The sequence below is a fragment of the Pseudarthrobacter sp. Hb11 genome (assembly GCF_059383655.1).
Window position 1 is genome coordinate 282,731 of sequence record NZ_JBWZCM010000001.1, and the last position, 12,611, is coordinate 295,341.

At 64.8% G+C, this 12,611-nt stretch carries 13 protein-coding genes; 3 read left to right on the forward strand and 10 right to left on the reverse strand.

Going from position 1 to position 12,611, the window contains the following annotated elements; translation table 11 throughout:
• Position 1: 1 nt before the first annotated feature.
• From prcB to AC50X7_RS01415, 7 genes are all read right to left on the reverse strand, one after another.
• Positions 2-823, reverse strand: coding sequence for a proteasome subunit beta (gene prcB / locus AC50X7_RS01385; protein WP_307095045.1), 822 nt, complete (start codon positions 821-823; stop codon positions 2-4).
• 81 nt (positions 824-904) lie between these two features.
• Positions 905-1,108: a ubiquitin-like protein Pup gene (locus tag AC50X7_RS01390; protein WP_015937113.1), complete on the reverse strand. Its 204-nt coding sequence runs from the start codon at positions 1,106-1,108 to the stop codon at positions 905-907.
• Between the two features lie 84 nt (positions 1,109-1,192).
• Positions 1,193-2,866: a depupylase/deamidase Dop gene (gene dop, locus AC50X7_RS01395; RefSeq protein ID WP_494977419.1), complete on the reverse strand. Its 1,674-nt coding sequence runs from the start codon at positions 2,864-2,866 to the stop codon at positions 1,193-1,195.
• Positions 2,863-4,614 carry a proteasome ATPase gene (arc, locus tag AC50X7_RS01400; protein WP_458782030.1) on the reverse strand — a complete coding sequence of 584 codons (1,752 nt, stop codon included), beginning with the start codon at positions 4,612-4,614 and terminating at the stop codon, positions 2,863-2,865. Before arc ends, dop begins: the two co-directional genes overlap by 4 nt.
• An 82-nt stretch (positions 4,615-4,696) precedes the next feature.
• On the reverse strand, positions 4,697-5,761 hold the full coding sequence (locus AC50X7_RS01405) for a tRNA (adenine-N1)-methyltransferase (protein ID WP_494977420.1): 1,065 nt from the start codon (positions 5,759-5,761) through the stop codon (positions 4,697-4,699).
• 97 nt (positions 5,762-5,858) lie between these two features.
• On the reverse strand, positions 5,859-7,025 hold the full coding sequence (locus AC50X7_RS01410) for a site-2 protease family protein (RefSeq protein ID WP_494977421.1): 1,167 nt from the start codon (positions 7,023-7,025) through the stop codon (positions 5,859-5,861).
• Positions 7,018-7,758 carry an HAD family hydrolase gene (locus AC50X7_RS01415; protein ID WP_494977422.1) on the reverse strand — a complete coding sequence of 247 codons (741 nt, stop codon included), beginning with the start codon at positions 7,756-7,758 and terminating at the stop codon, positions 7,018-7,020. Before AC50X7_RS01415 ends, AC50X7_RS01410 begins: the two co-directional genes overlap by 8 nt.
• A gap of 150 nt (positions 7,759-7,908) precedes the next feature.
• Between AC50X7_RS01415 and AC50X7_RS01420 the strand changes: the two genes are divergently transcribed.
• Positions 7,909-8,814 carry a PAC2 family protein gene (locus AC50X7_RS01420; RefSeq protein ID WP_494977423.1) on the forward strand — a complete coding sequence of 302 codons (906 nt, stop codon included), beginning with the start codon at positions 7,909-7,911 and terminating at the stop codon, positions 8,812-8,814.
• A gap of 84 nt (positions 8,815-8,898) precedes the next feature.
• Here AC50X7_RS01420 and mshC read toward each other — a convergent pair whose 3' ends face one another.
• Both mshC and AC50X7_RS01430 read right to left on the reverse strand, forming a co-directional pair.
• Positions 8,899-10,176, reverse strand: coding sequence for a cysteine--1-D-myo-inosityl 2-amino-2-deoxy-alpha-D-glucopyranoside ligase (gene mshC / locus AC50X7_RS01425; RefSeq protein WP_494977424.1), 1,278 nt, complete (start codon positions 10,174-10,176; stop codon positions 8,899-8,901).
• Between the two features lie 15 nt (positions 10,177-10,191).
• A complete protein-coding gene (locus AC50X7_RS01430; protein WP_494977425.1) occupies positions 10,192-11,025 on the reverse strand; it encodes an undecaprenyl-diphosphate phosphatase in 834 nt (277 codons plus the stop codon).
• A 52-nt stretch (positions 11,026-11,077) separates the two neighbouring features.
• Here AC50X7_RS01430 and AC50X7_RS01435 point away from each other — a divergent pair, with 52 nt between their 5' ends.
• The gene (locus tag AC50X7_RS01435) at positions 11,078-12,013 is read left to right on the forward strand and encodes an aldo/keto reductase (protein ID WP_494977426.1); all 936 of its coding nucleotides are present in this window, start codon (positions 11,078-11,080) and stop codon (positions 12,011-12,013) included.
• A gap of 33 nt (positions 12,014-12,046) precedes the next feature.
• Here AC50X7_RS01435 and AC50X7_RS01440 read toward each other — a convergent pair whose 3' ends face one another.
• Positions 12,047-12,319, reverse strand: a complete 273-nt coding sequence (locus AC50X7_RS01440) for a hypothetical protein (RefSeq protein WP_494977427.1) — start codon at positions 12,317-12,319, stop codon at positions 12,047-12,049.
• Positions 12,320-12,359: 40 nt separating this feature from the next.
• Here AC50X7_RS01440 and AC50X7_RS01445 point away from each other — a divergent pair, with 40 nt between their 5' ends.
• Complete coding sequence (locus tag AC50X7_RS01445; RefSeq protein ID WP_104043961.1) at positions 12,360-12,593, forward strand: DUF5703 family protein; 234 nt, start codon at positions 12,360-12,362, stop codon at positions 12,591-12,593.
• The last annotated feature ends 18 nt before the right edge of the window (positions 12,594-12,611 follow it).

Consider the following 12,611-nt stretch of genomic DNA (forward strand, 5'->3'; position numbering starts at 1 on the left):
CTCAAGCCTCCCGTCCGGCGCTGGTGCGGGCTTCGATGACAGTATGCGCGGCCGCGGCGAGCACGTTTTCCGCAACCCGCCGGGCCCCGGCCCGGTCCACGGTGTAGATGACCGGCCACAGCTGACGGACCGTGTCCGGTCCTCCCGTGGCGGAATCGTCGTCCGCCGCGTCGTAGAGGGCTTCGACGGCGACGGAGACCGCTTCCGCCTCGCTCAGGTTTGGCCGCCACAGCTTCTTCAGGGCTCCACGGGCAAAAACGGAGCCGGAGCCGACCGTATGGTGCTCGTGTTCCTCGTACCGGCCGCCGGTGACGTCATAGGAGAAGAGCCTTCCCACGCCGGCGCCGGTATCGAACCCGGCGAAGAGCGGCACGACGGCGAGTCCCTGCATGGCGAGGGGCAGGTTGCCGCGGATCATCGCTCCGAGCCTGTTGGCCTTACCCTCCAGGCTGAGGAGGGTGCCCTCAATCTTCTCGTAGTGCTCGAGTTCCACCTGGAATAGACGGGTGAGGTCAATGGCTATGCCGGCAGTGCCCGCGATGCCCAGGACGGAGTAACGGTCAGCGGGAAAAACTTTCTCAATGTGCCTGCTGGCAATCACATTGCCCATGGTGGCCCGCCGGTCCCCCGCCATCAGCACTCCGCCGGCGTAGCTCATGGCCACAATGGTGGTGGCGTGCGGAACCTGCAGCGGCGCGGTCCCGGGCGCAGCTGACTGAACTCCCCTGTTGTACGGCAGGAGTTCGGGCCGGTCCCGCTGCAGATGTTCCGTAAAGGACGAGGTGGCGTTGGCGGCTACCTGGTGGGCGGTTGATTCCTGCACTCATGCACTCCTTGAACGTAATTCTTCAACGTCGGTACAGATTCCGGCCGTCCGCGGCTTCCGCCACCTGCCGGGTCCCGGTTACTGACCGCCCTTTTGGACGAATGCGCGCACGAATTCCTCGGCGTTGGATTCGAGAACTCCGTCGATCTCGTCGAGGAGGTCGTCCACGCCTTCGGTTGATGCTGATGCCTGCGCTTCAGGCGGCGCCGGCGGGGCCTCGGGAATGTCCTCGTCGACCTGGCTGTCGCGCGATTGCGGCTGCTGCTGCTCCTGGCCTGCCATTGTTACCTCTCCCTTTCCTGCCGTCGGATCCGGCGGATCCTCCGATATGCCCATCCTGCCACGATGCAGGCCGTCCGGCGCGGTTTATGCCGCAGGCGGAGCGCTGTTGTGTCCCAGGAGCTCCGCGAGGAACGGGCCCGCTTCCCGGTAGCGCTGGAACAACGCTCCGGTCAGGGCTTTGGTTCCCCGAAGAGGCTCCCGGGTGGGCACTCGCTGGAGCCTGCCGTAGCCCGGCACGTCGAAGATCACTGAGTCCCAGCTGGCACCTACTACGTCCTTGCCGAAGTTGCTGATGCACTTTCCGCGGAAGAACGCACGGGTGTCCGCCGGCGGCTCGCCCACGGCGGCCGCTATGGCGCCGTCGTCGACAATCCTGTCCATGCGGTTCCTGGCAAGAAACCGGTAGTACAGGCCCTTTTCCGGCCTGATGTCCGCCCACTGGAGATCAATGAGCCCGAGCCGGGCGTCGTTCCACGCCAGGCCGTCGCGATCCCTGTAACCCTCGAGGAGCGAGAGCTTGGCCAGCCATTCCACCGAGCTGGCCGCCGCGGCCTTGTCGCTGTCCAGCTGCGTAAGTACGGTGGCCCAGCGGTCCAGGACGTCATGGGTGTGCCCGTCGCCGTCGATGGCATCACCGACACCTGTATCCTGCGCCAGCTTGGCGGCGGCTTCGTGGTACATCCACTGGAGGTCGAGTGCCGTGACGCGACGGCCGTCCATGAGCCGCATGGTTCCGGTAAGGGACGTATCGTGGCTCACCGTTTGGAGGGCGGCCACCGGCTCGTAAACCTCAATCTTTGGCGCGAGCCCCGCCTCGATGAGGCTGAGGACCATGGCCGTGGTCCCGAACTTCAGGTAATTGGAGACCTGGCTGAGGTTGGCATCTCCAATGATGACGTGCAGGCGGCGGTATTTGTCGGCCGTCGAGTGCGGCTCATCCCGGGTGTTGATGATGGGACGGCGGATGGTGGTTTCGAGGCCCACTTCTGCCTCGAAGAAATCGGCCCGCTGGCTGATCTGGTAGCCAGGGGTGGAAGCGTCCTGGCCGATCCCCACCCTGCCGGACCCGCAGAGGATCTGGCGGCTGATGAAGAACGGCGTCAAACCGCGGACGATGTCCCCAAACGGAACGGAGCGGGGCGTGAGGTAGTTTTCATGCGACCCGTAGGACACCGATTTGTTGTCTGTGTTGTTTTTGTAGAGGTTCACCTGTGGCAGGTCGGGGTCCAAGGCCAGACGCCGTACTGTTGCCAGCGCAACGAGATCACCCGCGGCGTCCCACGTGACGGCATCACGCGGGTTCGTCACCTCAGGGCTTGAATACTCGGGGTGGGCGTGGTCCACGTACAGCCTGGCACCATTACCCAGGACCATGTTCATCAGGAGGGTTCCGGACTCATCCTGTCCGTCGAGCTCCAGTTCCTCCCGGCCGTAGGCCAGCGCCACTGCTTCCGCGTCCAGCACCGGCGGCTGGTCGGTCAGCTGGCTGGGGTGGGCCGAGCCCCTGTCCACTGTCCAGCCCCTTGCATCGTGGAGGGGCTCTTCGTCGGTGTAGTCCCACCGCGTTTCCGCTCCGCCGGCGGCACGCTGGCGTGTCACCTGGGCATAGGCCTGGACCACCCGCGCGCTCATCATGGTTGCGTTCGCCGACGGGGCGGACGGAGCATGGATCCCGTATTCGGTTTCTGCTCCCATGACACGCATGGCCCCGCCCGCGGGGAGGGCGCCCCCGGCGGCGGGCTCCGGCGCAGCCGTCACAGATACTGCCCTGTGGTGGGCATCGTTTCGATCGATTTTCCAGGCTCCTGGCCGGCCTTGCCCTGGACGATGGTGCGGATGTACGTGATCCGCTCACCCTTCTTGCCCGAGATCCGGGCCCAGTCGTCCGGATTGGTGGTGTTCGGCATGTCCTCGTGTTCACGGAACTCGTCCACCACGGCCCGCAGCAGGTGCTCGATCCGCAGCCCCTTCTGGTGCGTGGTGAGCAGATCCTTGATGGCGTACTTCTTGGCCCGGTCCACCACGTTCTGCACTACGGCACCGGAGTTGAAGTCCTTGAAGTAGAGCATTTCGGTGTCGCCGTTGGCGTACGTGACTTCCAGGAACTCATTTGATTTGTCCGTGGAGTACATGGCTTCCACCGTGCGCTGGACCATGGCGTCCACGGTGGCCTGGACGTCGCCGTCGTGCTCTGCAAGGTCAGACTCGTGGAACGGCAGATCCGTGGTGATGTACTTGTTGAAGATGTCCGCAGCAGCCTCGGCATCCGGGCGGTGGATCTTGACCTTTACGTCCAGCCGGCCTGGCCGAAGGATGGCCGGATCAATCATGTCCTCGCGGTTGGACGCGCCGATGACGATGACGTTGTCCAGCCGCTCCACGCCGTCGATCTCACTCAGGAGCTGGGGCACGATGGTTGTTTCGACGTCGGAGGAAATGCCGGTTCCGCGGGTGCGGAACAGCGAGTCCATCTCATCGAAAAACACCACTACGGGGCTGCCGTCCGAGGCCTTTTCGCGGGCGCGGGAGAAAATGAGCCGGATATGGCGCTCCGTCTCGCCCACGTACTTGTCCAGGAGCTCGGGGCCCTTGATGTTGAGGAAGTAGCTTTTCAGGTCCACGTTTCCGGAGCGTTCGGCGGCACGGGCAGCAAGCGAATTGGCCACGGCCTTGGCGATGAGGGTCTTGCCGCAGCCGGGAGGGCCGTACAGCAGGATGCCCTTGGGGGCCTTCAGGCCGTGTTCCCGGTAAAGGTCCGGGTGCAGGAACGGCAGTTCGACGGCGTCACGGATTTGTTCGATCTGGGGTCCCAGTCCGCCGATGTCCTCGTAGGTGATGTCCGGGACCTCCTCCAGGACCAGGTTTTCCACCTCGGACCGCGGCACTTTTTCAAGTGCGTAGCCGGTCCTCGAGTCGATGGAGAGGGCGTCGCCCACCCGGAGCTTTTCGGCCAGGAGGGCACCCGAAAGCCGGACCACCCGCTCCTCATCGGCACGCCCCACCACGAGGACGCGGTCGGAGCCGAGCATCTCCTTGAGCGTGGCCAGCTCGCCTGCACGCTCGTAACCGAGTCCGGCGACGACGAGGAGCGCCTCGTTCAAGAGGACCTCCTGGCCCACGGCCAGTTGGTTGATGTTCACCAGCGGGCTGATGCCCACGCGCATTTTCCGGCCAGCGTTGAAGATGTCCACTGATTCTTCAGTGGCGGCCTGCCCGCTGCTGCCCGGCGAGGGCTGCCTGCGCGGGTTCAGCTGAAGAATGGTGCCGAAGCTGTAGGGAGGCTGTCCTTCCTGGTCCAAGGCGTTTTTCAGCCGAAGGATCTCGGCCTTCGCGGCCTCAAGCATCGTAACCAGCTTGGTGTTGTTCTGCGTTGCCGCAGCCAGCTGGCGGTCGATGTGCCTGAGCTTGTCCCTGAGGATGTTGACCTGGCGGTCCGCAACCGAGAGGTCGTTGGCGGCAGACTGCTCTGCCGGTGTACGTCCGGAGTCCTGGTTTGGCGTCTCCATGATGTATCAGCCCCTTCCTGCGCTTCTATTAAGACCTTAGTCCCAAGAAGGCGGGTAGGGAGGGAGACTCCCGAAATATGGACTAGTTCGTGATCTCCGGCGTGTCCTTGACGTTGGTCCCCGCAATGGCATCGCGGGCGGCGCGCCGAAGCTTCTTGTCGGAGACCAGCCGCTCCCCCACAGCACCCGGCGTCCAGGCGTTGACGTCCTCTTCGTTGAAGTCTGTCTTGGAGGGGCGCCGCTTAACGGAGATGCCGGTGACGCCGTCGGCCAGCCGGCGTGTGACCAGCAGGAACCCCGTGTGGGCCACCATGCGGTGGTCCGGGCGGACGGCGAGACCCTCGAGGTGCCAGCCGCGGACCATGGACTCCCAGGCGTCGGGCTCGGTGAAGCGGCCGTCTGCGCGGATGGCCTCGGCCGTCCGGGAGAGCTGCGTAACGGTAGCCACATAGTTGATCCACACGCCGCCCGGCGCCAGGACTGTAGCCACGGCATCGAGGCACTCCCAGGGCGCCAGCATGTCCAGTACCACGCGGTCCACCGAGCCGGGCGCCTCGCTCCGCACAACTTCCTCCTGGAAGTCACCCAGGGAGATCTGCCAGGCGGGGTGCGGGCCGCCGAAGATGGTCTCTACGTTCCCGCGGGCGATGTCCGCGAACTCTTCACGCCGTTCAAAGGAGTGCAGGTAGCCGTTGTCTCCAACAGCCCGCAGGAGGGAGATGGAGAGGGCGCCGGAGCCAACGCCCGCCTCCACTACCCGGGCGCCCGGGAAGATGTCGGCCATGGTGACGATCTGCCCGGCGTCCTTGGGGTAAACCACGGCAGCGCCGCGGGGCATGGAGAGGACGAAATCGGAGAGGAGGGGGCGGAGGGTCTGGTACTGCTGGCCAACGTTGTTGACGACTACTGACCCGTCCATCTTGCCGATGATTTCATCGTGGTTCAGGAAGCCGCGGTGGGTGTGGAAGGCCCCGCCACTTTCGAGGGTGACAGTGTTCATGCGTCCCCGCTCGTCCGTGAGCTGGACGCGTTCGCCTTCCCGGAAGGGTCCGCGGCGACGGGCAGCTCCCACCGGCTGCGAGCCGCTGGCGGCAACACCGGCTTGGGCTGCTGCTGTGGCTTCGTTGACGGCAGTTTCGCTGCTCATGATTTTCCTCGCTCCTGTAAAACTGTTGCGCCCCCGCGTCAATGACCTCAAAGACATTGTGGCTTCTGCGGCGGCAATGCACGACCGGCAGGTAACTCTACCGGTTCCGGCCCTGCGGTTGCCTACCGGATTGCTGGCGCCGGCCCGTGATCGCGGACAATACGGCGTCCTGGGAGAGTAGCCCGGTAACCCTGCCGTTGTGGTCCACCACGGCGTAGTCCCGCCCTTCGAGCTGGGACAGGAAGTGGAGAAGTTCCTGCCCTTTCGACCATTCCGGCACATACGCGCCGACGGCCAGGGCGTACGAAACAGCAGTGATGGGAGTGGTCCCCGCCGCAGAGGCGGGAACCGATGCAAGCGCCGAAGGATCAACCACGGCCTCTGGGCGTCCGTCAACACCGCAGACCACTACCGCGGTTGAGCCCGGTGGACCAAGCTGGAGGGCGTCCTGGACCGACGCAGTGGCAGGCAACCCTACGGCCGGCGTCGACAAGCCGGCCGCACTGACCAGGTGAAGGCGCCCGCGCAGCGTTCCCTGCTGAATGGCTGCCGAAGCACCCATCCACAGGAAACCGCCCACAAGGATAGTGATCATGAGCAGGCTGAACTCCGGCGAATCACCGGCAAGCAGCGGCCGCAGGATGAACCAGTAGCCGAGGGCAATAACGATGAGGCGTCCGCCCCATCCTGCTGCCACCGTCCCTTTGGCCTGGCTGCCGGTGGTTTTCCAAACGACGGACTCCACCAGCCTGCCCCCGTCCAGCGGGAGCCCCGGCAGGACGTTGAAGACGGCAATAAGGAAGTTCGCCCACATAAAGATGTTCGTGAGGATTTCGGCGACGCTGCCGAGGGTGGCACCGGTCAGCATCAGCCAGGCTCCGGCGGCCAGGACAAAGTTGGCGGCGGGGCCGGCAAGGGCCACCAGGACGGACCGTCCGGGGGTGGCAGTGAAGCTTTCGAACTGCGTATGCCCGCCCCAAAGGTTGAGCACGATTTTCTGCGTTGGCCACCCGTAGATCTTGGCCGTCAGGGCATGGGCCAGTTCGTGGACCAGGACCGAGATGAGCAGCAGGACAGCGTAGGCGAACGCGACGACGTAGGCGCTGGCACCAAGGGCCGGGTTGCTGCGGTCAAGTACCGGCCCGTAAACAATCACGGTGAAGGCAGCGATGAGGAACCACGAATAGGCCAGGACAACAGGAACACCGGCAATCCTGCCCAGCGGGATGCCTTCGCGGCGAACCGGAGCCGCCGTCTCAGTCATGAAGATTCACCGGGACTCCCGCGGGTATTGCAGCGGACGGCGCCGCTGAGCGGGCCAGAACCAGGTCCTCGAGATCGGCCAGCGAGCGTTCCGCCAGGGACTCCCACAACGTGTACCGGCGGTCCTCCGGCAACGGGACGATGTGGGGAATGGCAACGGTGGCCACGCCGGACGCCACTGCCGCCGCCACGCCGGGTTCTGAATCTTCCAGCGCCACGCAGTGGTGGATGCCCAGGTCAGGGTCCTCCTGCTGGAGCAGTTCCACCGCTTTCAGGTACGCCTCGGGGTGCGGCTTTCCTTGAGTCACGGTGTCCCCGGTGACCACCACCTCGAAGTATGGCCGCGGCAGGCTGGCCACCACTTCCCGGGCGAGCGGCCCCTCGGACATGGTGACAAGGGCGCACCTGACACCGGCAAGGTGGAGGTTTTCCAGGAGTTCCCGGGCACCCGGGCGCCACGGCACGCTCTTCCTGACACTGGCCACCACTTCAGCGGTGAGGGTGTCGATGATTTGGCGGATCCCGAGATCGACGCCGGCCTGTTGGAGGAGGCCGGCGGAGAACGTTAGGGACTGTCCTACCAACTGCATGGCCTGTTCATGGGACCACGTCCCGCCGTGGGCTTCCACCAGCGCATGTTCAGCCGCTATCCAGTAGGGCTCCGTATCCACGATGGTGCCGTCCATGTCCCAGAGGACGGCTTTGAGTGGGGAACTGGAGGCTGGCAATCGCATGCCCCCAGTCTACGGGGACAGTCTGTACGGGGGCTGTGGCTACGCCCTCGGCGAATACAGCCGGCTTTGCTGCCGTTTGGCCACAGTTAGGCGCGCTTCTCGGCGCTTCATTCAATGCAAGACCCTGCCCCTTGGACGTAGGGTGAAGAAATGAATAGCTTCGAGGGAGACACCACCGAACCGGGTGCCATACCCGCCCGTGAGCGGTTCCTGCAGCCTGTGGCTGACGGGCAGCGTGTCACAGTGATGCTGGCCGCCTTTGAAGGCTGGAACGACGCCAGCGAAGCCGCGAGCGACTCACTGCGGTACCTGAACAAGCTGTGGGGCGGCAAGAAGGTGGCGTCCATAGACGCCGACGAGTACTACGACTTTCAGTTCACCCGCCCGACTGTCCGCCGGAACGCCGCGGGCGAACGCAAGATCAAGTGGCCCTCCACGCGGATCTACAAGGCCAGCGCGCCTGGTTCGAACGTGGACGTCATTTTTGTCCAGGGCACCGAGCCGTCCTATAAATGGCGGGCCTACACCGCCGAACTCCTGGTGCACGCAGAAGCGCTGAACGTTGACTACGTTGTCCTGGTGGGCGCCCTGCTGGCAGATGTACCGCACAGCCGGCCCATTCCGGTGAGCACCTCCTCGGACGATGCACCGCTGCGGGAACGCATGAACCTGGAAGCGTCGCAGTACGAAGGCCCGGTAGGAATTGTGGGAGTGCTTTCAGAAGTCGCGCTCCTGGCGGGAATCCCCACGGTCTCGCTGTGGGCGGCCGTCCCCCATTACGTGGCCCAGGCGCCGTCGCCGAAGGCGCAGCTGGCCCTCCTCCACCGGATAGAGGAGCTCCTGCAGGTTCCGCTGGACACCCATGAGCTGGCTGAGGAAGCCGACGCGTGGGAACGGGGCGTGGACGAACTGGCCACCGAGGACCCGGAGATCGCCGCCTACGTCCGTCAGCTTGAAGAGGCAAAGGACACGGCAGACCTTCCGGAAGCGACCGGCGAGTCCATTGCCCGGGAGTTTGAGCGTTACCTCAAACGCCGCGGGCAGGACAGGCCGTAAGGCGCCCGCTCCCGCGGCCGCCCGCCGGAGGAGGCCCTTACGCAGAAGGCTCCCCTGCACCAGTCGCCCTGACCGGCGGCTTGGTCAGAGGCGGATGCCGAGTAGGGCGTCGACGGCGTCCCGCACCAATGCCTGGTCCTCGCCGCTCACAGGGCCGGCGGCAGAGTTGGACTGGCGTGCCCAGCGGGAAACAGCCGCAAGCGCGGCGGGTGCGTCAAGGTCGGAAGCCAGGGCGGCGCGCATCTCTGCAATGAGGGCTGGCCCCGAGCCGGCAGGAGCGTGGCCGAGTGCCGTGCGCCATGCGGCAAGGTCGGCTTTGGCGGCCTCGAATCCTTCGTCCGTCCAGGACCAGTCCGAGCGGTAGTGGTGGGCGAGGATGGCGAGCCGGATGGCTGCCGGGTCCTCCCCCACTGCGCGCAGTTTTGATACCAGCACCAGGTTGCCCTTGGACTTGCTCATCTTTTCGCCGTCCAGGCCCACCATACCGGCGTGGGCGTAGTGCTTGGCGAGCGGGACCCCGGCGAGTGAGTATGCGTGGCCGGCACCCATTTCGTGGTGCGGGAAGATCAGGTCCGAGCCGCCGCCCTGCACGGTGAAGGGTGAGGGCAGGTATTTCTGCGCGATGACCGTGCATTCGATATGCCAGCCCGGTCTGCCTGGTCCCAGGCTCCCGCCGGGCCAGCTCGGCTCGCCTTCCCGCTCCACCCGCCACAACAGCGGGTCCAGGGCCTGGCGCTTCCCGGACCGGCCGGGGTCACCGCCTCGTTCAGCAAAGAGCTCCAGCATCTCGCTTTCCGAAAGGCCGGAAATGGATCCCAGGGACCACGCGTCCGGTGACGCGGACTGCTTGCCAGCTGCTTCGACGTCGTAATAAACATCTCCGTCCGGCTCCCCGTTGGTGCCCTGCACCTTGTAGGCCAGCCCCAGGCTGACGAGCCGTTCCACCTCGGGCACGATCAGCGAGATGGATTCGACGGCGCCCACGTAGTGGTCGGGGGCGAGGACGTTAAGTGCCTGCATGTCTGTCTGGAACAGCTCGATTTGGCTTGCCGCCAGGTCGCGCCAGTCCACCCCCGTGGCCGTGGCGCGTTCCAGCAGCGGATCGTCAACGTCCGTCACGTTCTGGACATAGGACACGTCATGGCCGGCGTCGCGCCAAACCCGGTTGAGGAGGTCGAACGCCACATAGCTTGCAGCGTGGCCCATGTGCGTGGCGTCGTACGGCGTGATGCCGCAAACGTACATGGAGGGCCGGCCGTCTGTTTCCAGGGCCACCTCCCGGCCTACGGCGGTATCGAACAACCGGATGGCTGGCATGCTGCCGGGCACGTCGGGAACAGGGCGGGAGATCCAGGATTTCACACGCCAAGCCTAGTGCTAGGCACTGATGACATTGAAACCGAGAAGGAGGTACAGGGCGAGGCCCAGGAAGATCCGGTACCAGACGAACAGGCGGTAGCTGCGGGTGGAGACGAATTTCAGGAACCAGCCGATGATGACGTAGCCCACCACGAGGGCGATTACTGTGGCCAGGGCTGTTTCCGGCAGTCCGTAGGGGCCGGTGATGCCCTCCTTGGTGAAGGTTTTGTAGAGCTGGAAGAGCCCGCTGCCGAACACCGCGGGAATGGCCAGCAGGAACGAGTACCGCGCGGCCGCTTCGCGGGTGTAGCCCATCAGGAGGCCTGCGGTGATGGTGCCACCGGACCTGGACACGCCGGGAATGAGCGCCATTGCCTGGGCGAAGCCGTAAAGGATGCCGTGCTTGTACGTCAGTTGGCTGAGGTCCCGTTCCTGTTTGCCCACTGCGTCCGCGACGGCAAGGAACAGGCCGAACACAATCAGCATGGTGGCGACGATCCACATGCTGCGGAGCACTGACTCGATCTGGTCTTGGAACAGCAGGCCCAGGACAACAATGGGCAGGCTGCCCAGGATCACAAGCCAACCCATCCTGGCGTCAGGGTCCTGCCTGGAGACTTTTCCGGCGAGGGAACCGGACCATGCCTTCACAATCCGGACGATGTCCCGCCAGAAATAGATCACTACCGCTGTTTCGGTGCCCAGCTGGGTAATGGCGGTGAAGGCTGCACCGGGGTCGGCTGCATTGGGCAGAAACTGCCCCACGATCCGCAGATGGGCGCTTGATGAGATCGGTAGAAATTCGGTCAGTCCCTGCACAAGGCCCAGCAGGGCCGCCTCAAACCAGTTCACGCTAAGACCCTACGGCAAGGGCAGTGCTGGTTCTGCCCGTAAGCTTGCTGCTATGCAGCAGCGTTACGTCGGCAACAGTGGATTGCGAGTTTCGGCCCTATCCCTTGGCACCATGTCTTGGGCCGGCGAGACCGACGAACAGGACGCCTCGGAGCTCCTGCGCACCTTCCTGAACGCAGGCGGCCGGCATGTGGACACGGCTGCCTCCTATGCCGACGGACGGTCGGAGGCGATGGTGGGGTCGATGCTGGGGGACGTGGTTGCCCGCACGGAGATCTCCATCTCCACCAAAGCGGGACTGACGACGCCGGATGGGCGCCGCGGCGTGGACACGTCACGGAACGCAATGCTCACCGGCTTGGAGGCCAGCCTGGCCAGGCTGGGCACGGACTACGTGGACATCTGGTTCGCTGAGGCCTGGGACGGCAACGTGCCCCTGGAGGAAACGCTGTCTGCGTTGGAGTATGCCGTCCGCACCGGCAGGGCCAGGTACGCCGGAGTGTCGAATTTCAACGGCTGGCAGACGGCCAAGGCCGCGGCCATCGCAGGTTTTCCCCTCGCCGCCGCCCAGGCTGAGTACTCGTTCCTGCAGCGGCGGCCGGAAGCTGAGCTGATTCCAGCAGTTGAGGATGCAGGCCTGGGCCTGATGGCATGGGCGCCACTGGGCCGTGGGGTGTTAACCGGGAAGTACCGCGGCAGCATCCCCACCGGTTCCCGGGGAGCATCTGCAACGGAAGCCGGCTACGTGGAGCCTTACCTTGACGGGAAGGCGTCCAGGACCGTCGAGGCGGTGTGCATGGCGGCCAAGGGACTGGGCCGGAGCCCCCAGGACGTGTCTCTGAGCTGGCTGCTGTCCCAGCACGGGGTTGCGACGGCGATAGTGGGCCCGCGCACGCCTGCTCAGCTCAAGGAGATCCTGGATGCGCAGCTGTCGCCGCTGCCGCCCGAGATTGCCTGCGCCCTGGAGGACGCTTCAGCCCTTGCCTAGGGCTGGTCACAACGTCCGCGGTGCCGCTGCCTGTCAGACGTTCCGGTCCTCGACGATCTCAAGGTCCTCGTCATCCACGTCGCTTTCCTCTTCCTCGTCGTCCTCGTCATCAAAGACCTGAAGCGGCGTGACCTCGTTATAGGCCTCGTAGAGTGCGTCCTCATAGACTTCAAAAGCATCGGCGACTGCGAAAAACGCCGCCTCCACGGAGGGGTCCCCATCTCCGCGGCGGTTCGATGCTGCTATAAGGTGTTCTTCCAAAGCGGTGGCCAAGGACTGAAGCGCGACACGCGGATCGATGCTCATGCCTTCACGTTAGCCGGAAAAGGACGAAAATGGAGAGCAAATGAAGGAACAATTTCTCACCAGCTCGGTCCAGCGGGAACGGGATTATGCGAAGCAGTACGAGTACCTTGTACTGACGGTCAGCCCTGTCGATTCACTGCACGAGGCCAGGCGCCGCCTTGTGGAACACTCCGAGTACGGCAAGTGGGAGCTGCAGCGCAGCAAGCTGTATGTCGGTGGCGGCAGGCGGTTCTGGCTCCGCCGCAGGGTGATGCAGGTCCAGCGGACCGTCTAGAGCGAAGGGTCCAGCGGA